The organism is Planctobacterium sp. AWM4_229, assembly GCF_056160305.1.
In genome coordinates, this window is record NZ_JBSWWX010000001.1 from 222,417 (window position 1) to 246,830 (window position 24,414).

At 44.3% G+C, this 24,414-nt stretch carries 20 protein-coding genes and 1 pseudogene; 9 read left to right on the forward strand and 12 right to left on the reverse strand.

Going from position 1 to position 24,414, the window contains the following annotated elements:
* The first annotated feature begins 6 nt into the window (after positions 1-6).
* The 6 genes from ACXAGP_RS00985 (at position 7) to ACXAGP_RS01010 (ending at position 8,515) form a co-directional block, all read left to right on the forward strand.
* Positions 7-1,578: a sensor histidine kinase gene (locus tag ACXAGP_RS00985; RefSeq protein ID WP_475258983.1), complete on the forward strand. Its 1,572-nt coding sequence runs from the start codon at positions 7-9 to the stop codon at positions 1,576-1,578.
* 48 nt (positions 1,579-1,626) lie between these two features.
* Complete coding sequence (locus tag ACXAGP_RS00990) at positions 1,627-3,783, forward strand: TonB-dependent receptor plug domain-containing protein (protein ID WP_475258984.1); 2,157 nt, start codon at positions 1,627-1,629, stop codon at positions 3,781-3,783.
* Positions 3,784-4,012: 229 nt separating this feature from the next.
* On the forward strand, positions 4,013-6,172 hold the full coding sequence (locus ACXAGP_RS00995) for a TonB-dependent receptor plug domain-containing protein (RefSeq protein ID WP_475258985.1): 2,160 nt from the start codon (positions 4,013-4,015) through the stop codon (positions 6,170-6,172).
* 3 nt (positions 6,173-6,175) lie between these two features.
* Complete coding sequence (locus ACXAGP_RS01000) at positions 6,176-6,982, forward strand: citrate synthase family protein (RefSeq protein ID WP_475258986.1); 807 nt, start codon at positions 6,176-6,178, stop codon at positions 6,980-6,982.
* Positions 6,969-7,799 carry a citrate synthase family protein gene (locus tag ACXAGP_RS01005; protein WP_475258987.1) on the forward strand — a complete coding sequence of 277 codons (831 nt, stop codon included), beginning with the start codon at positions 6,969-6,971 and terminating at the stop codon, positions 7,797-7,799. Before ACXAGP_RS01000 ends, ACXAGP_RS01005 begins: the two co-directional genes overlap by 14 nt.
* The gene (locus ACXAGP_RS01010) at positions 7,799-8,515 is read left to right on the forward strand and encodes an SDR family oxidoreductase (RefSeq protein WP_475258988.1); all 717 of its coding nucleotides are present in this window, start codon (positions 7,799-7,801) and stop codon (positions 8,513-8,515) included. The genes ACXAGP_RS01005 and ACXAGP_RS01010 overlap by 1 nt, the downstream gene beginning before the upstream one ends.
* A 21-nt stretch (positions 8,516-8,536) precedes the next feature.
* Here the strand turns inward: ACXAGP_RS01010 and ACXAGP_RS01015 are convergent, their stop codons facing one another.
* The 8 genes from ACXAGP_RS01015 to ACXAGP_RS01050 all read right to left on the reverse strand — a co-directional run bounded on the left by ACXAGP_RS01015 (position 8,537) and on the right by ACXAGP_RS01050 (position 19,378).
* Complete coding sequence (locus ACXAGP_RS01015; protein WP_475258989.1) at positions 8,537-10,330, reverse strand: thiamine pyrophosphate-binding protein; 1,794 nt, start codon at positions 10,328-10,330, stop codon at positions 8,537-8,539.
* Positions 10,331-10,650: 320 nt separating this feature from the next.
* Complete coding sequence (locus tag ACXAGP_RS01020) at positions 10,651-13,143, reverse strand: EAL domain-containing protein (protein ID WP_475258990.1); 2,493 nt, start codon at positions 13,141-13,143, stop codon at positions 10,651-10,653.
* Between the two features lie 98 nt (positions 13,144-13,241).
* On the reverse strand, positions 13,242-13,790 hold the full coding sequence (gmhB, locus tag ACXAGP_RS01025; protein ID WP_475258991.1) for a D-glycero-beta-D-manno-heptose 1,7-bisphosphate 7-phosphatase: 549 nt from the start codon (positions 13,788-13,790) through the stop codon (positions 13,242-13,244).
* Positions 13,791-13,916: 126 nt separating this feature from the next.
* Positions 13,917-14,678, reverse strand: a complete 762-nt coding sequence (locus tag ACXAGP_RS01030) for an SDR family oxidoreductase (RefSeq protein ID WP_475258992.1) — start codon at positions 14,676-14,678, stop codon at positions 13,917-13,919.
* Between the two features lie 16 nt (positions 14,679-14,694).
* Positions 14,695-15,585 (reverse strand): 3-hydroxyisobutyrate dehydrogenase, encoded by an 891-nt coding sequence (mmsB, locus tag ACXAGP_RS01035; protein ID WP_475258993.1) that lies wholly within the window; start codon positions 15,583-15,585, stop codon positions 14,695-14,697.
* A gap of 2 nt (positions 15,586-15,587) precedes the next feature.
* A complete protein-coding gene (locus ACXAGP_RS01040) occupies positions 15,588-16,703 on the reverse strand; it encodes an enoyl-CoA hydratase/isomerase family protein (RefSeq protein ID WP_475258994.1) in 1,116 nt (371 codons plus the stop codon).
* 13 nt (positions 16,704-16,716) lie between these two features.
* Positions 16,717-17,874 (reverse strand): acyl-CoA dehydrogenase family protein, encoded by a 1,158-nt coding sequence (locus ACXAGP_RS01045; protein WP_475258995.1) that lies wholly within the window; start codon positions 17,872-17,874, stop codon positions 16,717-16,719.
* Positions 17,875-17,887: 13 nt separating this feature from the next.
* A complete protein-coding gene (locus ACXAGP_RS01050) occupies positions 17,888-19,378 on the reverse strand; it encodes a CoA-acylating methylmalonate-semialdehyde dehydrogenase (RefSeq protein ID WP_475258996.1) in 1,491 nt (496 codons plus the stop codon).
* 1,050 nt (positions 19,379-20,428) lie between these two features.
* On the opposite strand from ACXAGP_RS01050, the gene ACXAGP_RS01055 reads away from it, so the two are divergent.
* Positions 20,429-20,698 carry a hypothetical protein gene (locus ACXAGP_RS01055; RefSeq protein ID WP_475258997.1) on the forward strand — a complete coding sequence of 90 codons (270 nt, stop codon included), beginning with the start codon at positions 20,429-20,431 and terminating at the stop codon, positions 20,696-20,698.
* Between the two features lie 107 nt (positions 20,699-20,805).
* On the opposite strand, the pseudogene ACXAGP_RS01060 reads toward ACXAGP_RS01055, so the two are convergent.
* From ACXAGP_RS01060 to ACXAGP_RS01075, 4 genes and pseudogenes are all read right to left on the reverse strand, one after another.
* Positions 20,806-21,009 (reverse strand): annotated as a pseudogene (locus tag ACXAGP_RS01060) (type II toxin-antitoxin system RelE/ParE family toxin); the annotation flags it as partial.
* A gap of 686 nt (positions 21,010-21,695) precedes the next feature.
* Positions 21,696-21,953, reverse strand: coding sequence for a ribbon-helix-helix domain-containing protein (locus ACXAGP_RS01065; protein ID WP_475258998.1), 258 nt, complete (start codon positions 21,951-21,953; stop codon positions 21,696-21,698).
* Positions 21,954-22,111: 158 nt separating this feature from the next.
* Positions 22,112-22,390, reverse strand: a complete 279-nt coding sequence (locus ACXAGP_RS01070; RefSeq protein ID WP_475258999.1) for a hypothetical protein — start codon at positions 22,388-22,390, stop codon at positions 22,112-22,114.
* A 19-nt stretch (positions 22,391-22,409) separates the two neighbouring features.
* Positions 22,410-22,685 (reverse strand): hypothetical protein, encoded by a 276-nt coding sequence (locus tag ACXAGP_RS01075; protein WP_475259000.1) that lies wholly within the window; start codon positions 22,683-22,685, stop codon positions 22,410-22,412.
* A 445-nt stretch (positions 22,686-23,130) separates the two neighbouring features.
* Between ACXAGP_RS01075 and ACXAGP_RS01080 the strand changes: the two genes are divergently transcribed.
* Together ACXAGP_RS01080 and ACXAGP_RS01085 are read left to right on the forward strand one after the other, a co-directional pair.
* Positions 23,131-23,958, forward strand: coding sequence for an SAM-dependent methyltransferase (locus ACXAGP_RS01080; protein ID WP_475259001.1), 828 nt, complete (start codon positions 23,131-23,133; stop codon positions 23,956-23,958).
* Positions 23,959-24,041: 83 nt separating this feature from the next.
* Positions 24,042-24,320 carry a hypothetical protein gene (locus ACXAGP_RS01085; RefSeq protein ID WP_475259002.1) on the forward strand — a complete coding sequence of 93 codons (279 nt, stop codon included), beginning with the start codon at positions 24,042-24,044 and terminating at the stop codon, positions 24,318-24,320.
* Positions 24,321-24,414 lie beyond the last annotated feature (94 nt).

Here is a 24,414-nt window from a genome sequence, read left to right on the forward strand (position 1 = left end):
GCCGTTATGAACCAGGTCAGTGAACAAACCAAGATAAGTAACGCAAGAGCAGAGCATGGCGATTCTATGAGTATTCGTCGGCAACTGCTCGCCTATATTGTTGCCGGTGTCTTTGTGCTGTTGGTATTGTTCAGTATCACTATCAGTTGGTTGGCAGGCAAAGAAACCAGTAAGCTGACCATTAATAACGCTCAGCAAGTTGCACGGGCGCTTGCGCAACAATCAGTATTGGCGTTACTCACAGAGTCTGAGGAAAATGCCAGCACAGCGCTTGACCAGGTAATGTCGTTTCCAGACGTTTCCGGAGCGGGCCTTGTTACCTTGGATGGTGAAATATTCGGTTGGCGAGGTGATGCTCGTGGAGAGCAATACTTCAGAAATTATGATTGGCAAAATACCCGTAGCTATTTGATCCTGGAAGAAGATGAGAGCAATTGGTTTGTGGCCTCTGCCGTGATCTTAACAGATAACGACGGCAACAGTGAAACAGAGCTATTTGAAGCCACCGAAGAAAAGCTTGGTTATGCCATACTCTCATTCAGCAAAGAAACCCTGACCCAGATAAACCGCGATATTATCTTAACCATTGCCATAACCGGTGGTATTGCAGTAATAGGTTTGATCCTAATAGTAGGTGGCGCTATCCAACGCCAGTTAGCTCCGTTGCAAGAGCTTTCCGAAGTTATGGCCTACAATCACGAAACAGGTGAGCACAAATTAGCCAAGGTTGAAGGCGCAAAAGAAGTAGAACAAATGGCCAATTCTTTTAACGCCATGATGTTGACCTTAGATGAGCAGGACGAAAGGCTAAGAAATCAGCGAGACCAATTGGAAGCCGAAGTGAAAATACGCACTGCTGAACTAACTGTAGCCCGTGATGCAGCACTCACCAGTAGCCGCCACAAATCTGAGTTCCTGGCAAACATGACCCATGAACTACGCACTCCGATTCAATCTATTATTGGTTATGTTGACCTGGTAAAAGAAGAGGCCGAAAACGAAGGTCAATTCGATATGGTCACAGACCTGGATAAGGTAACTCGTAACGCAGATCGACTGCTTGGCATGATAAACTGCCTGTTAGATTTATCAAAAATCGAAGCGGGCCGCATGGAATTGAATTTGTCCAGTACGTATCTAAAAGATTTACTGCAAGATCTTTCCGAAGCCACGGCTCCCCTATTTCCCCGTAATAACAACAAGTTCTTGTTGGACAATCATTCCGACAATCCCATTCTACGGATAGACAGCGAAAAGTTATTACAAGTATTGATAAACCTGGTGTCCAATGCCTGTAAATTTACCGAGCGCGGTACGGTTACGTTACGGGTGGAAAATAACCATAGCGAAATTAATTTTAGCGTTATCGATACGGGTATCGGCATACCTGCTGACCAACTGGCGAAAATATTCGATCAGTTTCAACAGGTGGACAGTGGCGAAACTCGTCGTTTTGGAGGCACAGGACTGGGTCTTGCTATTTCCAAACAATTCTGCGAATTGATGGGCGCCAAAATTCAAGTGGAAAGTATTGAAGGTGAAGGCAGCTGTTTTACCGTTAAGCTGCCTATTAATTGATGGCATTTCATACTCTATCCTTCTCGTTTGGAACTGTATGGCAATTTTATGAATCGAATACTGCTTAGCACAGTCATTACTGCTGCATTGTTGTCACCATCCCTAACAGCATTTGCAACAGAAAAAGCGTCAAATTCCGTACCCGATGATGAATCCTATTTGAATGAATTTAGCAATGATGAGTTTGGTGATTTTTATGGCAGCGACGAAATTATTAGTATTGCCACAGGTACCCAGCAAACTATCAGTAAGGCTCCTGCAGTTGCTTCTGTGATAACAGCAGAGCAAATCAGACAAAGTGGCGCACGCAATTTGATGGAGGCATTAATAATGGTGCCGGGGTTGCAGGTTAGCCGAAGTAGTCAAACAATGGCGCCTAAATTTAACTTCAGAGGAATAACATCCACCTACGCACCGCAAACACTGTTAATGGTGAATGGGATACCGACTACGAGCGCCGTCAGGGGTGATAATCAGGTTGTTTGGGGGGAATACCCCATTCAAGGTATCTCCAGAATCGAAATTATTCGCGGCCCCGGTTCTGCTTTGTATGGTGCAGACGCATTCTCAGGTGTCATCAATATCATTACAAAATCAGCAAATGATATTCAAAGTACTGAATTCGGTGTCGGCTCGGGGTCTTTCGATACTCAAAATGGCTGGTTTAATACAAATTTTGTGCACGGTGATTTCAAAGCAGGAGTTTCCATTGAGTATTTATCCTCTGATGGATCAGATAAAATCATAGAACAAGATGCTCAAACCCCTCTAGATGGAATTGCTGCCCAGTTTTTTAATTTACCGTCGGTCTCTCTTGCCCCTGGTCAAACACAGCTGAGTTTTGAGTCCTTAGATCTTTCATTAAATGCCCAATATAAATATTTAAAAGTTGGAATTAGCCATCAAGACAGATCTAATGTAGGAACTGGTCAAGGTGCGGCAGAAGCATTGGATGAATCTGGGCGATTTGCTGGTATCAAACAAATGTTTGACTTTGTTTATGAAAGCCATACCTTTGACGACAATTGGAAAATCAGAAGTCACTTTAACTATTTCAGAAGTACTCAAGAAATAGAAAGCAATATTGTACTGCTTCCACCAGGCACGCTTTTTGGCGCTTTCCCTGACGGTATTATTGGCAACCCGGCCTATAAAGAGGACACTACAACCGTTGAAATTCGAGCGGATTATTCTGGTTTAGAAAATCATCAATTCACCATTGGATTGGGGTACAAAGATCAGGACTTATATGAGGTTACAGAAAGTAAAAATTTCTATGCTGATTTAAGTGCCATTCCCTCAGGTCTAATAGATGTAACGGATTCTGTAGATGTCTTTATCCCAGAGTCAGACAGAAACAATAGGTTCTTGTTTTTACAAGACATTTGGAAACTTGCTCCTGATTGGGAATTGACAGCTGGATTGAGGTATGATGATTATTCAGATTTCGGCTCTACTGTAAATCCACGAATGGCCTTAATTTGGTCCAGCAGCTTAAAATCAACTGCTAAATTTCTTTATGGTCGCGCGTTTCGTGCGCCTAGCTTTGCTGAGACTCTCACTGTAAATAACCCGGTCGCACTGGGAAACCCCAATATTCAACCTGAGACTATCGACTCAATTGAACTTGCTTATAGCTATAAGCACAACGAACTACATACGTCCACGATAAATGTTTTTTATTACAAAATTGATGATTTTATTACTTTTGTACCAGATGCGGGGGCGCCAACTTCTACCGCACAAAACGTCGGTGAAAGAACAGGTTATGGTATAGAAGCCGAATCCGGGATTAACCTGGGTGAAGAAATCTCCATCAAGGCGAATTATTCCTACGTCCATGCAAATGATGAACTCGTGAATGATGATGTGGGTGACTATCCAAACCATCAATTTAAAGCGCAACTACTTTGGCATATTAACGACCTTTGGGAACTCCATTCCTCGGTGAATTATGTAGGAAAAAGAAAACGAACACACTTTGACCAAAGGGAACCATTAGATGGATATGCCAACGCATCGGTAAATCTATCCTATTCAAACAATACCGGCTGGCAACTTTCCATTACCGCAAAAAACATATTTAATGACGACATTCGGGAACCGAGCATCGGGCCGAGTGTTGATGGTGGCGCGGTGAATATACCGAATGACTTACCATTAGCAGGAAGAACTTTTTTGTTTCGGATATCTAAGGCTTTCTAGATACGTACCCCACAATTTTCTTACAAAGGTAAAAAAGTTCATTTGCCAATTTAAGGCAAGAATAGATTGGCGTTTCACAATGCACTTGAATTCACATCTAAATTTAATCACTAATTTTAACAAATCTGAACTTGTGAAAACCCAAATAGCTAATACAATCAAAGATATAATAAAAAGAACGTGCTCTGAAAATAGACGTTAAATCTGCACCATAACGCGGAATCACAACATGAAAAAAAGATTACTGGCAACCTGTGTCATCGTAGCCCTGTCTGGAACATCTTCCTTCGCGCATGCCATTGCGCCTTTGCAGCAAGAAGATGACATTAATGATGACTACCTTGATGATGAATTTGGTGATGACCAATTTGGTGATTTTTACGGTAGTGAAGAATTCATAAGTATCGCTACAGGTACTCAAAAAGCCGTTAGTAAAGCACCATCAGTAGCCAGTGTTATTACCGCAGAGCAGATAAAAAAACTCGGTGTAAACAATATTCACGAAGTAATTGAAGTAGTTACAGGTATTCATGTTTACCCGTCAAAATTGAACAGAATGAATGCCTCATACTCGATTAGAGGAGTCCATACTAGTCAAAATCCTCAGGTATTGCTTCTCATCAATGGTGATCCAATAAGAGCGAATTATACCGGTGCCAAATGGGATTTGTTTAATGTTGGTACTGAGTTAGTTGAACGAATAGAGGTGATTCGTGGACCCGGCTCTGCGGTCCACGGGGCTGATGCGTTTTCAGGCGTGATAAATATTATCACCAAGGGTGCCGAGTCAGAGCTAACAACCAATGATTTTGGTGTCAAAGCAGGATCTTTTGGAAATAAATCCGCTTGGATAAATTACAATATTCCTTTCAACGAATCTACTTCGCTTTTAATAAATGCTCAATGGCAAGACTCTGATGGTGACGATAGCAGAGTTGTTTTCACCGATGCAATGTTTGCATTCGGTCTAGATGGGTTATCGAATGCTCCTTCTGCCCTTTCAACTAACCTTGAAACGACAGATCTTCATTTGACGTTTAAAAAAGACGATTTTTACCTTTCTGCATGGTATCTCGAAAATGATGGCGGTACTGGAGCTGGGGCCGCACAAGCTTTGGCACCTGAAGACATCAGCCTTCATGAATCAATTACCCTAAAAACAGGTTATAAATGGCAAGTATCCAATAATTTAACTGCCGATTTCTGGGCGTCATGGCAAGAATACGAGGGTGATACAACCTTTACGATTTTCCCCGCAGGCATGGCGCTGCCAAGGGCTTTCGATCCTGAAACAGGTGCGCCCACAGCCTTCACCGTATTTACAGACGGTGTTATCGGTAGGCCAATCCAAAAGGATGAAAATATATCCATTGAAAGCGCCCTTTATTACACAGGGGTTAAAGACCACAACATCAGGGTTTCAGTTGGCCACTTTACAAAAAAATTTGAAGCTCAGGAATTCAAAAATTTTGGCCCCCTTGCACAAGATTTCACAGAAGACTTTAAAGATGGAAGCTTAACTGATGTTAGCGGCACCGCCTTTATTTACATGCCTAATGTTGATAGAGATGTTAATTATTTATCTCTACAAGATGAGTGGAAACTAGCCCAAGATTGGGAACTAACAGCGGGCCTGAGATACGATGACTATTCTGATTTTGGAAGTACATTCAACCCCAGACTAGCTTTAGTGTGGCAAGCAAAACACAACTTAACTGCCAAAGCTCTTTACGGAAAAGCATTCAGAGCCCCTTCATTTGATGAATTGTATGCCATCAATAACCCTGTCATATTAGGCAACTCTGAGTTAGAACCAGAAAAAATTAATACTTATGAAATAGCATTCGATTACCGCCCTAATTTTGACTGGAAGCTGCTTTTGAGTATTTTTGCTTACAACGCTGAAAATCTGATCGTCTATACACCAATTGATGCAGGAACGAACAGAGCCTCCAATGCCGCAGAGCAGGATGGTTTTGGGGCGGAGTTTGAAGCTCATTGGAAGCTAAGTTCCGCACTTAACTTGAAAGTTGGATATTCCTACCAAAACTCTGAAGATGCAGAGTCAAGCGAGACGATAGCTGATGCACCGGGCAACATGCTAGACTTTGCCATTGATTGGGATATTTCTGAGAAAATATCCTTACATGCAGATACTCGATGGATAAACAATAGAAATCGACCAGTTAATGATACCAGAAGCAAAATAGATGATTATAACTGGACCAACTTGAATCTTATTTATCACTTCTCTGAGAATATTGACGCATCGCTCAGTATCAGAAATCTGTTTGACGAAGATGCAAGAGAGCCCTCTGACGGACAAATTGTTGAAGATTACCCTCTGGAAGAGAGAGGCTTTTGGTTAAAAGCAGCAGCAACTTTTTAAGCAATGACAAAGCAAAACAAACAAAAAGAAACAGACAAAGGTGACAAGTTCGTAGAACAAATACCCACCGGAATATGGTATGAAGAGTCAAGTGATGCATCTCCTTACATTGCTGAAAAACAATACTTGTATGGGTACGACTTTGAAGACGCGGTAGACAAACTAACTTACCCCTCTTTAGTATACTTGATGATCAAGGGTGAGCTGCCTGGAGAAGAAGAAGAGGCTATCCTCACGCTACTGATGAAAATTCTTATTACAACGGGTCCAAGACACCCCGCCTGCCGGGCGGCCATGAATGCGGGCATCGGCAGGACGGATGTAGCACATATATTACCCATTGCTTTGAATGTTCATTCTGGAGAATATTTGGGAGCTAAAGAAGTGGGAAGTTGTGTTCGATGGCTAGCGCAAAACACTCAATCCAACCCCGTTGATTTAAAGATTCCATTGCCAAAAAATGATGCGCCTAATCCTATACCGGGATTTGGACTCATATACGGCGAACAAGACATAGTAGCATCAAAATGGGCAGCAAAATTTAAGGTCTTTGAAAAATCACTCCCTACATTGTGTTGGATGAATAAGCTCTTAAAATACCTTAATGATGATAAACAAAACCCTACGTCTTGGCTTACAACAGGATTGGCAGCAATAGTGTTTCATGATTTGAATATTAGCTATCGACATGCTACAGCTATGTATCAATTTTTAAGCTCACCTGGCTTTATTGCTCACGGAATCGAAAAGTCAAACAAACCCCTTACAGATATGCCATTTATTCAAGAAAGCAATTATGAAATCGAATAATCAAAGCCAGTTCTGGGATGATCGCAATGGAAAGATCGTTTCCAAAAAAGGGGGATGGCGCATAGGTGAAGCCGTATACAACCACGGTTATAAAATGATGCAAGAGCTGGTAGGTAAGGCTACCTATTTTCAAGTATTAACTCTAAATGTGACAGGGCAACTACCCGATAAAGTATTTTCCGATTGGCTTGAGGCGAGCTTCATCTGTTTAAGTTGGCCAGATCCAAGAATATGGTGTAACCAAATAGGTGCTTTGGCCGGAACGATGAAAGCATCCTGCCCTTCTGCAGTTGCAGGTGGGATACTCGCGGCAGATTCCAGAATGTACGGAGCAGGAACGATGAAAGCCTGCATGGATTTCATTTATAAAGCGGGAGAACTGGAAAAAAAGGGAATGTCTGCCGACACAATCGTCGAGAGTGAGCTGGCTGAACGTGCAAAAGTATTGAAAAGCAAGCCAGTCATTGTTGGATATTCCAGACCTATTGCTTCTGGCGATGAAAGAGTTACGGCTATGATTGCCGTCGGTAAAAGTTTGGGGCTGGAAAAAGGTCCACATGAAAAACTAGCCACTCAAATTCACAATTACCTTGATCAACACCATAACGACGGTCTCAATGTTGCGGGATACTGTGCAGCAGTACTTGCAGACCATGGTTATACGCCTGTGGATGTTGAGAGATTATATGCCACTTGGGTCCATTCAGGAGTCCATGCCTGCTATTCCGAAGCTGCTGATGAGTCTCCATTGAGGTTCTTACCATTAAAATGTACGGACATTAATTACACAGGTCCAAATAAGAGAAAACTAATATAATGAAAAAAGCTATCGTTACTGGTGGAAATTCGGGTATCGGATTGGCTACAGCAAAACTATTAATAGAACAGGGCTGTAGCGTAACAATTACAGGAAGAAGTGAAGAAAAACTATCTACTGCAGCTGCGGAACTTGGTTGCAATTACCACGTTGCTGATATGACAGACCTTAATGCCCTGAAAGAGCTATGCAACTCTCACCAAAACGGATTAGATTATCTGGTTTTAAATGCTGCAGGTGCTATGTTCAAACCATTAGCAGAAACTTCAATCTCTGATTTTGATGATTTTGTTAATACCAATATTAAAGGTTCGTACTTTCTTATCAAATGGCTAGAGCAAGCACTATCAAAAAGCAAAGGGGCTATTTCAATAATAACCTCGGCGGTAGTAGACAATGGCCTCCCTAACGCAAGTATTTATGCACTAACCAAAGGAGCGATGAACTCCTTGGCAAAAAGTTTGGCTGCAGAATTTTCTGACAATGGCATCAGAGTCAACGTAGTGGCGCCTGGCGCAGTGGATACGCCGATTCTCAGTAAACTCGGGATACCACCTGAGCAAATCTCCACGCTTAGAGAGCAACAAGAATCCATGATTCCACTGAAAAGATATGGAAAAACAGAGGAAATTGCACACGTTATAGTAAGTCAACTTAACGCTTCCTATGTTACTGGCTCGACATGGCAAGTTGACGGTGGCGTTGATGCCATTTAAGAGGGTTTCCCCTCTTAAATTTTAACCTCCCGGCGTGGCGGAACCACCATTAACTGCTATGCCTTTTACCCTGTCTCCCATTGGCGGGATTTCTTCTTTATCAATGCGTACATCAATTAATGTTGGGCCGTCTTTACTAAAGATGCGGTGGTAATCAATACTTTCCAGCTCTTCGACGGTATTGATAACAATGCCTTCAATGCCCATCGATTGAGCCATCATGGCAAAATCCACTTCGCCCAGTTCAAATCCCACCTGCTCTGCACCGCCCAGACGCTGACCGTGCATCACCATGCCCAACACTGAGTCGTTCAGGATCAAAAACACAATGGGTAATTTCATTTGTTTGGCAACAGTAATTTCCTGCGCACTCATCAGGTAACTGCCATCACCCGTAATACAAACATGAGGTTTAAGCGCGCCATCAGCGCGATTGCCGCCAGCAGAGCCCACAACAGCCCCTATTGCCCATGCCATAGCGCCAAGTCCCATTGCGATATGCAATTTACCGTCGTGCTCTTTGCGCTGGTAATATTGAATTGACCAAGACCAGGCGTTTCCGGCGTCCACAAAAACACGGGTATCAGCGGGCAGTTCACGACTCAAATGCGTAAACAGCCTATGAGGCTTAATAGGATTATCGTCACTCAAACATTTTTCTTCGTCGAATAACGAGGTAGCACAACCATTGATGTTCATTTTTTTCGGTTGTGGCAGGCCTTTCCACTCTTTATTCCAGTAGCGTTGTGCACGATTTAATTTCTCATTCACAATACGAAAGATAGTCGGCAAATGGCCACACACATGCAGGCGCGCCATGTGGGAACGAGTAAAATGTTCCACCCTGGAATCAACGTGAATGAGTTTTTCATTCATTAATTCCCCAGCCCAACCGCGGGTGCCTAATTCACCTAAAGCAGCGCCAATGGCGATAACCAGATCCAATTCCTTGTTCTTGTCTTGCAGCAGTTCTTTTGCGCTCTCATGCCCGGCAAAACCAAAAACACCACGATATAAGGGGTGAGTTTCATCTACCCAACGCTTACCCATTGGCCCGGTAACGAAGGGAGCATTAATCATCTCTGCAAAACGCATGATCTCGGTAGAAGCATCTTTACAACCATCACCGATAAATAGCGCCACCCGGTCAACGCTCTTAAGCTCAATAACCATTTGGTCCATTGCGCCCTGGTCAGTTAAGGTGTAGCGGCCACGTAATGTTTTCTTTTCAACATTGGCTTGTTTTAACGCCACCGCGCGTAACACATCGGAAGGAATACTCACATGCACAGGTCCCGCGGGCTCGTTGCGCGCGGTCATCAATGCAGATACAAGCTTGGTTTCAAGCTGCTCGTGGTGACTGACTAAAGTGCTGTACTTTGTGCAATGGTTAAACATACCAACGGTATCAATGGCAGCGCAGGAAGAGTCTTGCAAAGCGCGCTTACCAAACTTAGGTAATGGGGTTTGAGCGGTGATCACCAACATGGGAGTATTGTCAGCATAAGCACCTGATACACCGGTGATCAAGTTAGTTGCACCCGGCCCGGTGGTTGCACAGCAAACCCCTATTCGGCCAGTTTCGCGCGCATATCCGTCCGCCATAAAAGCTGCACCGGACTCATGCCTTGCCACAACAGGTGCAACTCCACCATATCGCGCGCTTACCGAAAGCGCATTAAATAAAGGTTCAATTGCCCCACCGGGCACCCCGTACACATAATCAATATTCAATTGATTGAGGTAATCCACAATCATGTCTGCGTACGTAAACACATCCATGTCTAAACTAGATTCCGTTTTTGAATCAGCCATAGACATCACACCACCTTTCATCTGTCACTTGTTAAAAAGAGCAATTAAAATCGTTATTATACTGAACGCTAGAGACCAATAAATCGGGCAAAATTTTGCGTAAACTCAAAAAGATATGAAACATAATTCATAGGTCTTACTATCCTTGAGTTCTGCGTCTTGAACTCAACAGCGCGGCGTAATCTACACAAAATTTAACCAATTTAACACCGTAAATCTGATTATTTTTTCGCTAATACGCTTACGAGTTTAGTTTAGGTTAGAATTTTTTCCGTTGCTGAATTGTTTCGGTATTTATTATTACCAAACCTTGATGGGTATCAGGAAGGTGGAGGATATCGTTCGTTGATGACATCAATACCAATTGGCTTACTGATGTGGTAGCCCTGTAAAAAATCCACTCCCATTTTGCGTAATTCAAGTGCGGTCTCTTCGTCTTCCACAAATTCGGCAACTGTGGTTTTGTTGAGGGCACGAGCAACCTCACAAATGGATTTAACAAGCGCTCTGTCGATAGGATTGTCTTTCATGTCTTTTACAAAAGACCCATCCACTTTTACACTATTGGCTGGTAACTGTTTTAAATAACTAAAGGTACTAAAACCCGTTCCAAAATCATCAATGGAAAACTCACAGCCAAGCTCCATTAACTTTTTGATCATATCTTGGGTTGCGCCTAAGTTAGTTAAACTGGCACTTTCGGTAACCTCAAAAATAATTTGCTGTGGATTAACGCCGTATTGGGCCAACTTCTCTTCCACAAGCGGTAACAATCGCTCATCACTAAAGGCTTGCGCTGAAAGGTTGATGGCGACTTTTTTTAGCACCGGGTGTTTGCTTATCATGCTCATGGCTTTGGAAATCACCTGATGATCCAGTAAATTAATATCTTCAACCCGCTCAATAGCTGGAATAAATTCACCGGGAAATATTAACTTACCATCGATTTCCAGTCTTACCAGTGCTTCAAAGTAATGTACATCGCGGGTTTCGGCATCAACCACTGGCTGGAAATGCAATATAAGCTGATCTTTGCTGATAGCTTCTTGCAGTACGTGAACCCATTGTACGGAAATCTGAAAATCTTCGGTTTCTTTATCCTCTTTTTCAAATACATGCACCAGATTACGGCCGCGTTTTTTTGCAACATAGAGTGCAATATCTGCCTGTTGCAGATAGGTTTCCGGCTCGGTTTGTTCGCCGTTGATTTCCGTGGCGCCAATACTACAGCTGATCTTAAAGATGCGCTCGCCAAACTGATAATGACCTTGTTGCAATAAAGCACAAATTTCGTTAGCAATATCCCGCGCTTCATGGCGGTCGGTGCGAGGTAATAACAGCGCGAATTCATCACCGCCTACGCGACAAAACACGTCGGCTTCACGCTTTAAAGAAGAGATAGCGGTAGCCACCTCTTTAAGAATAATATCCCCTTGATGATGCCCTTGAGTATCATTGATCACCTTAAAATGATCCAAATCCAGGTATAACAGAGAGTGCACCACATCTTGCGATTGTGCAGTTTCCGCCAGACGCACAAGTTCGGCATCAAAATAGTGGCGGTTGAAGAGGTTGGTTAAGGTATCATGTGAGGCCAAATGGCTAAGTTGCATCTCCGCTTTTTTGCGATCATCGATGTTGTCCAGATTTACCGTAACCCCTGACACTTTGCCTTTGCGATACAAATCGTTAAATTGCACTTCCACCCAAATCGCTTCACCGGTTTTTATCTCCAACTGGAATTCAATGCGTTTGGACCCGGTTTGGCCTTCTAACATCTGGCTCATGTGATACTCGACATAATGTCGGGTATTGCCATCATCACCGAAAGCAAAATCCGCCAAAGACTTACCCATGGTATCTTCGCGAGAATAACCCGTGAGCAAAACCCAAGCTTTATTAATAAACTTGATATACCCATCGGTATCCAGTTCCATTACCACTGTAGACAAATGGTTGAGCAAGCGCGTATGCGCCTCTGACAATTGTCGGAACTGCTCTTCCCGCCGTTTGATGGTGATCACTTTTTCCTCAAACTGGCTATTGCTCACCAGGTAATTTTCCCGCTGAGAAGCAATCGCAATAACTTTCCTCAGCTGCTCGCCTTTAAAGGGCTTGGAGATAAAGTCCACAGCACCTTGAATCAACAACTCTTCCGCCAGTTCAGTGCTGCCGTGGGCGGTCATAATAACTACGGCTTGTTGGGGATTCATAGCAAGAATGTGCTTTAACACTTCCCCACCCGACATCTCTGGCAGTTGCACATCCAACAAGACAATATCAAAATGCCCATCATGGAATTTACTTACGCCTTGTGTGCCGGTTGTGGCTATTTGCACTTTATAGTTGTTTTTTAACAATCTGTGCGCCAGTTCGGCAATATCAGGATCGTCTTCTACCACTAACACCGACATACGATTATCGGGAGTTTCCGTGGTGTCTGAAAAGCTCAACACCAGATCTGGCAGAGTTTCAAGATGTTCACAAGCAACCACGTGGTTGATGGTAAAGGCATGTGCTGTGGTTTTAGCGATGTGTTCGCAGAATGTATCGGTAATGAGGATATAAGGTGTTTCTGCGGGTACTCTAAATAAGTTAGCTCTTACCATACGTACCAGACGCCAGGCATCCATTTGCCCAATCAAGGTGTCAGAGACAATGACATCGACTTCTTGCTGCTTTAGCTTGGTTACTGCGCTGCTAGCATCTTTTACATGCAATACTTCTGCGTTGTGCTCTGCTAATAGTTCCGTTACGGACTGCCGCCGCTCCACACTGTCGGTGATCAGCAGTACTGAAATCGATGTCGCCATTCGTTTCCTTTCTTCAGATAGCTTCTGTTAATTGGCATCTTAAGTTCCCATACTAGCCGGAATCCAGGGAAACTAAAATACTCAATAGGTTTAATTGCTCAAATTCTGACATGTAACAACGATGAAGCAACCGCATCCGCCAGCTCACCGCTAACTCCAGCCTTGTTATTAGAGATTAAAATACACTTTTTAACCCCAGCCGCTTTACCCGCAATCATGTCGGTAATTTTATCGCCAATCATCACCGATTCTGACAAATCCAAATCCAATTCATGAGCAGCGGCATAAAGCATTCCCGGCTTAGGCTTACGGCAGTCACAATCGATTTTATAATCACCATAACCCTCTTGTGCATGGTGAGGACAATGGTACACCGCGTCGATGTTAATACCCTGTTGTTTAAACTCGTTAAGCATGTAATCGGTTAGATACTCAAAATCCACTTCAGAATAATAGCCACGGGCAATACCCGACTGATTGGTTACAACAACGAGTTTGTAGCCCATGGACATAAAACGACGGCAGGCGGGGAAAACACCGTCCAGGAATTCGAAATCATCAGGTCGAAACGTATAACCGTGATCTTTATTGATCACGCCGTCTCTGTCTAAAAACACCGCTTTGTGTTTTATTGTTGGAGTAGACATCACTGTTTATTCTCTAGAGAACTTGGCCTCTAGCATACTCAAACTCGGGCTTTTGGCTACAGTGCAATGCAAGGAAAACGCACGTTTGCTGAAGAAACGTGCGAGCAGGTAAGTAAACTTCACCAATTAAACGCGGGTACCGCCATCTAATTCGATAACACGACCAGTGAAGTAATCATTTTTGAAGATAAACTTCGCAGTTTGTCCTAACTCCTCCACCTTAGCCAGGCGACGAAGTGGTACTGTGCTTAAGAATTTCTCCATCATTTCCGGACGCATCTGGCGTGCCATTGCGGTGTCCACTAAGCCTGGAGCAATACAGGCAGCACGAATACCAAAACGCGCTAACTCTTTACCCCAAGTTACGGTCATGGTCGCCACTGCGGCTTTAGAGGCTGAATAGTTGGTTTGCCCCATGTTACCGGCACGCGATACCGAAGAAACATTGATGATCACGCCTTCACAGCCCAAATCAATCATCGTTGCCGCCGCTTCACGACCACAGAGGAAGGTGCCCGTTACGTTCACATCCAGAACAGACTGGAACTGCTCAAGCGACATTTTACCAACTACCTGACCTTCTTTGACTTTCAGCAACATACCATCGCGCATGATGCCGGCACTGTTTACCAGACCATTTAGCTGCTTGAAGTCTTCGGCAATTTGCCTGAATACCGCTTCCACTTCCGCTTCATTGGTAACATTCACCACATAAGGACGTGCAGTGATGCCCTTTTCTGAAAGCTCAGCGACGGCTTGATTCAAGGATTCTTCCTGCATGTCCAACAGTGCAATGTGCGCGCCTTCGTCGGCCAACACATCGGCCATAGCACGACCTAAGCCTTGTGCTGCACCTGTAATGGCAATGACTTTGTCTTTTAAATTCATAATCTTGCTCTATCTCTTATTTGTTTTGTTCAAACAACTGAAAAATACTGGAGAAGTCTTTGCTGCCCTGCCCCTGGGCGCTTAAAATCTGATAAAGATTTTGTGCCAGCGCGCCCATCGGCGTCATGGATTGGCTTTGATTGGCCGCTTCCATAGCAAGACCCAAGTCTTTTTTCATCAGATCCACCATAAAGCCACCTTCGTAGTTCTTTGAAGATGGTACATTAGGCAATACATCCGGGCATGGATTATAAAGCTCCAGGGTCCAGTTGCGTCCAGAGCTTTGCAGCATGATGTCGGATAACACCTTTGGATCAAGACCGTGCTTAATCCCCATCTGCAGCGCTTCTGAGGTACCCGTCATCAAGATAGCCAATAACATGTTATTGCAGATTTTAGCCACCTGGCCTGCGCCAATATCACCAGCGTGAAAGATGTTTTTGCCCATACCTTCTAAAATCGGCTTGGCTGTGGCAAAACACGCTTCTGAGCCGCCCACAATAAAGGTTAGCGTGCCACCTTGTGCACCTGCAACACCACCAGAAACCGGTGCATCTACAAATTTAATATCCATTGAAGATAAATGTTCGCCCACTTCTTTGGCAGATGCAGCATCGATGGTGCTGGAGTCAATTACCATTGCACCTTTAGCAATGTGCTTAGCGACCCCGTCTTCCGAAATGAAAAGCGATTTAACATGCTTACCCGCCGGTAACATGCTGATCACGAATTCCACATCGCTCACCACGTCAGCGGCTGTTGCCGCAGCACTGGCACCTTCTGCTACCACTTTGACGACATTCTCTGCGACCAAATCAAACACTTTAACGCTGTGCCCGGCTTTAACCAGGTTCACCGCCATAGGACCGCCCATATTGCCCAGTCCGATAAATCCAATCGTTGCCATAATTATTCTCCTAATTTTGCCAGCGGATGAGTTTGCTCAGTCCAGGGACCGGCGAAGAAAGACTCAATAAAATCATCCGGTACGTTTTCTTGTGCCGGATACAACCACTGAGGCGCGCCGTCTTTATCAATTAACAAGGCCCGTACCCCTTCCTGAAACTCACCGGCAGAAGCGCAGCGACACGCCATAACCAACTCCATGCGAAAACAATCCGCAAGTGCCTTGTCCTGGCCCCGCTTAAGCTGCTCCCACACCAAACGTTGCGTAACCGGCGAACCGTTAAGCAAGGTTTTAGCGGCACGGTTAAGCCATTTGTCTTCGGTCTCTAACCACTTGCTGATACCGTTGATAATGTCCGCCAATGACGCATGAGACATTAGTGTTTCAATCTCAGTATGATATTTCGCGATATTGGATTCTGGCAATTTTGCAGCAGAGTGCTGAGCCAGGTTCGCTAACAAGTCATCTATGGCATAGCGGACATCACTGAGTTCAGAATCTGCAAGTTGCTCAACAAACGACTCAATGGACACTTCAGCCAAGGCATAATCCGCCATACCAATCAGTTTGGCATCGGCAGCATTGATCTGTACCCCGGTTAAGCCGAGGAACAAACCCATATTATCTTTCAGGGTATTTAAGAAGTAACTGCCGCCCACATCCGGGAATAAACCGATAGTGATCTCCGGCATGGCCAGGCGCGAGGTTTCAGTAACCACTTTATGGCTGGCACCGGCAAATAAACCGATACCCCCGCCCATGATAAAACCACTACCCCATACAATCAGCGGTTTGTTGAAGGTATGGATGAGATGATCTAACTGATACTCTTCGGTAAAGAAGGTTTGCACTGACTCAGGGGTTTTGCCCGGCTCGGCTTTCATGGCGTTGTACAAAGACACCACATCACCGCCAGCACAAAAGGCTTTCTCACCCGCACCGCTCAACAGCACAGCCGTGATGTTCTCGTCGGATTGCCATTGTTGCAACTGCTCAGTAAGCAAGCGCACCATATCTAGGTTCAGTGCATTTAAGGCTTTCGGCAAATTTAATTGCGCATGGCCTAACTGGCCATGCTTTAAATTTACTGTACTAAATAAAACAGGAGCTTCGCTCATTTTTATCTCCGTTTTAAAGTAGTTCACCAGCGCCTTCAGCCAGTACACGACGGCCTACAATCAAGCGCATAATCTCATTGGTGCCTTCCAGGATCTGATGCACACGCACGTCACGCACATGGCGCTCCAGCGGATATTCCTGGATGTAACCATAGCCACCGTGAATTTGCAGCGCCTCGTCACACACTTTAAAGCCAATATCCGTAGCAAAGCGTTTCGCCATGGCGCAATAAGCAGTGGCTTCGGGATCGTTACTATCCAGTTTAAAGGCCGCTAAACGCACCATTTGACGGGCTGCCACTAACTCAGTAGTCATGTCGGCAATTTTAAACTGTAATGCCTGGAAGGCTGCCAGAGGTTTGCCAAACTGACTACGCTCTTGCATGTAGTTTTTAGCGGTATTTAGTGCTTGTTGCGCGGTACCGATAGAACAAGTGGCAATGTTAATTCGTCCACCGTCAAGGCCCTTCATGGCAAACGTAAAACCCTGCCCTTCATCACCCAATAAATTACTTACCGGAATGCGCACGTTTTCAAACGTCACAAGACGGGTTGGCTGGGCATTCCAGCCCATTTTCTCTTCTGCTTTGCCATAGATGATGCCTTCAGCATCGGCAGGCACAACCACGGCAGAGATGCCTTTAGGTCCGGCTTCACCGGTGCGCACCATCACTACCATCACGTCAGTTTCACCGGCACCAGAGATAAACATCTTAGAGCCGTTAAGCACGTAATGATCGCCATCGCGCTTTGCTGTGGTGCGCAAAGACGCAGCATCACTACCAGAGCCTGGCTCAGTTAAGCAATAAGAGGCCAGCTTTTCACCCATTACCAGGGCTTCACACCACTGCTCTTTCACTTCCTCGGTGCCCCAGGTCGCAATCATCCAGGACGCCATATTGTGAATTGTCATCATGGCGGTTGTAGCCGTACAGCCCATGGAAAGCTGTTCAAAAATAATGGAAGAATCCAAACGGGATAAGCCCAGACCACCTACTTCTTCAGGTGCATACAGGCCACAAAAACCCAATTCACCGGCTTTTTGGATCACTTCTTTTGGGAAGTAATGCTCTTTGTCCCATTTACCGGCATTTGGTGCCAGCTCCTGCTCAGCAAATTGTCTGGCAGTATCGGCGAAAGCGATTTGATCTTCTGTCAGATTAAAATTCACAGCACACTCCTTATTAACGCAAGTGGATAGTCATGTTAGGACCAGTAGGAATATCGTCTTCAAACCAACGAGAGGTGATGGTTTTGGTTTCGGTGTAGAAACGCACGGCTTGTTTACCGTAAGCGTGCAAGTCACCAAAGAAAGAGTTTTTCCAACCCGTGAAAGAGAAGAAAGGTAATGGCACCGGAATAGGTACATTGATACCCACCTGGCCCACTTCTATTTCGTGCTGATATTTACGCGCAGCCGCACCGCTGGCGGTAAAGATAGACGTACCGTTGCCATAAGGGTTAGCGTTAACCAAGGCGATAGCTTCTTCTAAGGTGTCCACACACATACAGCACAATACCGGACCGAAGATCTCTTCTTGGTAAATGCTCATCTCAGCAGTCACATTGCTGAACAAAGTAGGACCAATCCAGTTACCGTTTTCGTAACCTGCTACGGTGCACTCAGAACCGTCAACTAAACAGTCAGCGCCCTGCTCTTTACCTTTTTGGATGTGCGCCAATACGCGCTCTTTCGCCGCAGGACTGATCACCGGGCCATAAGCGGCAGACTCGTCATCCCACAAACCTGGCTTCACTTCTTTGAAAAGTGGTACGAGTTCTTCAATCCACTCTTGTGCACTACCAACAAATACCGCAACAGAAATCGCCATACAACGCTGACCGGCGGCACCGACAGACGAACCTACAAGGTTATTTAAAACTTGCGCCTTGTTGGCATCAGGCATGATCACACTGTGGTTTTTGGCGCCAGCAAAACACTGAGCGCGTTTCATGTTTTCAGTTGCAGTTTTGTAAATGTACTGACCTACAGGCACAGAACCCACAAAAGATACCGCTTTAATATCTTCGTGATGCAATAAACCATCAACCGTGCTCTTGTCACCGTGCAATACGTTTAATACGCCTTTAGGTGCGCCCGCTTCCATGAACAATTCTGCCAGCTTCATGGGCGTCATAGGATCTTGCTCAGACGGCTTAAGTACGAATGTGTTACCTGCAGCAATGGCCATCGGGAACATCCACAAGGGGATCATGGCCGGGAAGTTAAATGGCGTAATACCAGCGCACACGCCTAACGGCTGAATGTAGCTGTAGGTATCGATACCGCGCGCGACGTTTTCAACGGTTTCACCCATCATCATGGCAGGCATGTTGATGGCTTGTTCTACCACTTCAATACCGCGCCATACATCACCTTTGGCATCAGCGAAGGTTTTACCGGTTTCTTTACTTAAGATTTTGGCAATTTCATCGTGGTTTTCTTTCAGTAATGCCTGATAGCGCATCATCACACGAGCTCGCTCTGATACCGGCGTTTCGCGCCAGGTTTCAAAGGCGGCTTTGGCTGCCGCTACCGCTTTTTCCACTTCCATGGCTTCAGCCACAGGCGCAAGTGCGATAGTTTCGTTATTGGCAGGGTTAGTTACATCGATGGTTTTTGTGCTTTGAGAGGCGACGAATTCGCCGTCAATTAACAAGGGAACGGTTTGCATAGGGTACAAGCTCTTTTGTTAATGTTAAGAAATTGTAGCGACTTTAGCAGAGTTTTAACCTTTACGTTAACGTCAATTGAAAAAATTTCACGATGCAAAGTGACAACTAGAGCTTACAGCTAGAGAATTTTGCCCGGGTATTGCGTTTCATTGTTTTATCAGGAAGTTGAAAATCCAGTAAGAAATTTGCTAACGGAGGCTGACCTTGACGCTTAGAACATTTTTTGAAGAGCCACCTTATTTCCCCTCCTGAAGCGCCATTGAAAAACGTTAAGCAAGTTTCCGGTGATTTTCAGGGAGGAAAATCAAGTCACGCCAATACCAATTAGTAATAATATTTGCTCTACTCAGTGGGAATTGAAACGCATTTAGACAAGGCGGATGTTTGAAGGTCTAGTGGGGCTAAATCGAAAACATCCAACACCGTATAAATGCGTTTCAAACCCATCGAAGACGCGCCTCAGGAACATTATTTCTTTGTTGTGCGAGTTCACAAGACCACCAGTATTCTTTCATTCGCACGCCTCGAACTAATGTCCCTGAGACGGCGCTGAGCGATCACATATTAATACCAATTGGTATAAACATGGACGCGCATCGTGACGACGGAGGCTTGCAGTTTTTTAATGGGTTAAGCGCAAGGCGGGGCGCCCTTTGCTTTTGCTTACTTTATCCTTTGGGCGAGCAAAGGAAAAGTAAGTAGACCAAAGGGATTTGGTTCAGAAAGCCATGGATGGCGTCTATCAGGTTGCGTTAGAGTTAAAAAGCTATGGTGCCCCTGAGACTTACATCTGTCCTAAATGGAATGTAGAAATTCGGTCATATGTAGCAGAGTTTCTGCACAATTATTTAGCATTCTGAACCTCTTCAATAAATGTTGTTTGCAAGCTCTCCAATGAAGCTACTTTTTTCTAGCCGCGAGCACCAAAGGTTTAAGTGTTCAATCAACAAGCAATAAATATCAGACCTAAAAATAAAGCACATTAATTTGCACAATTATCCAACCCCCACTATGGTTAATTTATTTCCAACAACTAAAAGGTAAACATTATGAACGGACGTCGAGGCGATCAAATTACTCATCATCGCACTTATGAAACAGCAAGCGACCGCCGGGCCAATACCCATTTAGCCCATGGTCAAACAAGAACCCGCTCAGGTTCCATTGAAATTCGCCGCCGATCCGGCTCAGTGGACCACTTCCACTATCACGAAAATCGCAACAGTACAGGTTTTATGGTGAGTCGTGGCACTCATACCGACCGCCATGGAACGGTGACCCGTGGTCGCAGAAATGTTGACCCATCGTACAATCCATAGAGGCTTTTATGTAATCCATAGCAAGTGGATAGCATAGAAGAAAGTGCAACCAAGACATATTGATGGCAACGCAGTATATAGCGTTAGGGAACCATAAATGGTTGGAACTAAAGAATAGATAAGTCCTGCCTACCTATGATCCGCATGATATGGACTGAGGCCCCTTGCACCTTAAAATAAATAACATCAGCACCGCAGGGGCAGCGTCGATATCCTTTTTTAATGTGCTGAATGGATTGGTAATGTCCAGGATTTTCAGCAATAACAGTTAACTTCTCAATCAGCTTCAAGTAATATTTATCTGCCTGCTGCTCTCCAAATTCTGATAATCCTCTTAGCGCGCCCCCAAAAGATTATTCTCTCTAAATAACTGCTCCTAATTATGAGTCACTTTTACAGAAAGTCGTACGAGAGTGCGACAACAGTGCCTGAGTCTACGCCGTTATAGGACTTACATCTCAGGTTTCCCCGATACGTTGTCCCCATTAATTTATCTTTTTGTTGATAAATTCATAAGGTTATGAAGTCTCATTGTTTAACCAGAAACTTGAAATGCTCTTCGGAAATTTACTAACGGAGGCTGACACCAACGCTTAGAACAGTATTTGAAGAGCCACCTTATTTCCCCTCCTGGAGCGCCATTGAAAAACGTTAAGCAAGTTTCCGGTGATTTTCAGGGAGGAAAATCAAGTCACGCCTAAGCATGGACGCGCATCGTGACGACGGAAACTTGCAGTTTTTTAATGGGTTAAGCGCAAGGCGGGGCGCCCTTTGCTTTTGCTTACTTTATCCTTTGGGCGAGCAAAGGAAAAGTAAGTGGACCAAAGGGATTTGGTTCAGAAAAGCCATGGATGGCGTCTGTCAGGTGGCGTTAGAGTTAAAAAGTTATGGGAATCGCTGAAACTTACATCTGTCCTACATGGAATGTGGAAATACGGTTATATGTAGCAGAGTTTCTGCACAATTATTTAAATCACCTTCTGCTTTATTAGAAAGTTTATAATTTGCCATTCAATTTGGCTCTTTCCTTTATCGCTTGCAAAACCTGCTCTGGGTTTGTGCTGGATAAGCCACTTTCTTCCGCTTCCTCAAGTGCCACACGGATTTTCTCAATTTGCTTATTTTCATCGTGATCCCTGCGAATTAGCGTCCTTAAATATTCACTGTCAGTAGCAAACTCACCAGAACCGACGCGATCTTTTACGTATTGATCCAACGTTTCTGTAATTGAATAGGTTCGTTTCACCATCGCCATTTTACGCACCGGTTTGAACTTAAGTATGAATTAATCATACCACGTTTAAGTAAATTTACTATTTTAACGGCTCACTAGCAGAAAGTTTAAGAGTCACAAATACCAACAAAAAACGCTCCTACAAGGGAGCGTTTTTTAACAATGTAGGTAGAAGGCGCTTAAGCTTTACGCTTGATGCCCATTCTTCCAATATTGTTTTTATTGTCTTCGTTACCTGAGCTTAAGATAATATCGTACCAAGAACCTGTTTTAGCGATTAAATCCTCAGCCAATATTCTTTTGAGAGAGTCATCACTCATTTTTACGACTTCAGCAGCGTTCTCAACGCCCGCCTGCAATAACATCGCTTCTTTGGCAGCATCGTCGCCATTGTTAAACGACTGGGCTACCGCTGCATCGGTTGCCAGCACTAATAAAAAAGCAGCTAATTTGTTCATATACGCTCCCTGCGCTGTATTAGCGATTATTTAAACCCAAGCGACCAATATTATTTTTCTGGTCATCGTTATCTGCATTAATTGCTAAATTCTGCCATGCACCCGTTTGCGCGATCAGCTCATCGGACAAAAGCTGTTTTAGCTCATCGTTGCCCAAAGCCAGCACTTCAGTAGCATTCTCAACGCCTGCTTGCTGTAACATGGCTTCTTTGGCGGCATCGTCGCCGTTATTGAACGATTGGGCTACCGCTGCATCGGTTGCCAGCACTAATAAAAAAGCAGCTAATTTGTTCATCGTCTCCCCCAACTAATCTGTAACTATTTAAAACTTACTAATAAAAAACTTACAATCAAAAAAATCATTCTGACCTGAAATATTCTGGCCTACCGCCAAAACATAAGAGTATCAGTAAAAACACTGATGCGAAGTTAATCAACCCAAACTTAACGGGTAATTTATTTTTATTCAAGTATAAATAACCACCAACCTGTACATTACACTTAACATTAGGCCGCAAAAGACTCGCAATACAAGTCAGACTCAATTGAAAGAGTGAACCTGTATTGAATAGGTTTGGCAGTGGTGGTGGCACACCATAAGCCAATAATAATTAAAATTGTGGATTACCCTGCCCCATGGTTATTTTTATTCGTATATTTTTGCATAACTAAATTGCAGGATGACAAAGAGTGGCATATTCTAGGTTGGTGAAAGTCAATTCAATGGAATAAGGAAGTCAATGATGCCAGAGAAACAAGGCAGCTTAACTATCGCAGGGTGTGGCTTACATCCAGGACACATGACCCTGGAAACCGAAAGCCTGATCAAAAACGCTGAAAAAGTGTTATTGGTAGCCCCTAACCCACTCTCCATTCAACATATCATCAGCCTGAATGCCACCACAGAGCATTTGGGCAAGTACTACAACGAAGAAGGCATCTCCCGCCCGGAAATCTACAAAAAGATGGCCATGCACATTGTGGATTTGGTGCGCAGTGGTGTGCAAGTCGTTACGGTATTTTATGGTCACCCTGGTGTGTTTGTTACCTCTACACGCACAGCCAGTCGTGTATTAAAACAAGAAGGTTATCCCATTAAAATGCTGCCGGGCATTGCTGCCGATGCCTGCCTGTTTGCCGATCTGGATTTGGATCCGGCAGAAACCGGTTGTCAGTCGTATGAATCCACCCGCTTTTTGCTTACCCGTCGGGTTCCGGATACCAGCGCTGCGTTAATTTTATGGCAACTGGGCTTAACTGGCGAACATACTAATGAGCACTTTAAACCCGGTGAACAGGGTTTATCAGCCCTGAGTCGCTTATTGTCTGAATATTACCCGCAAGGTCACAAGGTGTGTGTTTATGAAGCCCCTACATTGCCGGGTTTTGCGCCGCGTATCGACTGGATGACCATAGAAGAGCTGGCCAGCGCAGATGTGAATACCATTAGCACCCTATATGTACCCGCAGGCAGTGAGCCAACTTTCGCTGAAGATCGCCTGGCATGGTTAGGCTTAACCGAAGCGGATATAGAGCACTGGGAAGAATACGAAGATATCGAATATTAAGCCTGTTAAGCAGTCTGGCTTACTATCTTGCCAACAGTGTTGTTGGCAAGCAAACCACCAAAAAGTAAAAAGAGGAACATGAAATGGATAATTTAAGCCGTTTTTATATTGATTTGGCCACTGATGTTAATAAAGCCAATGCTTTTCATTTGGCGTCGGAAGGTGAGCGTAGAGAGTTGTTGGAACAGGCTGGCGTGGAAGCGACTAGCGAGCTTCTGAGTTCGGACCAGAACGCAACTAAAGAAATTATGATGGCCAACCTTTCGGAATCGACAGGTTCGTGGAAAGGACTAAACAACAATGCTGGCAATGATGACAATAAAAACAACATTGGCCGTTTAGGTAGAAATAAAAAGCACTAAATACTGATGTTTTTAACAGCCTCTTCACTTAAGAAAATTTTTTCTATTGCTTTTATTATTGTTGCGTTCTGCCATGATACTAAAGGAGAAGAGG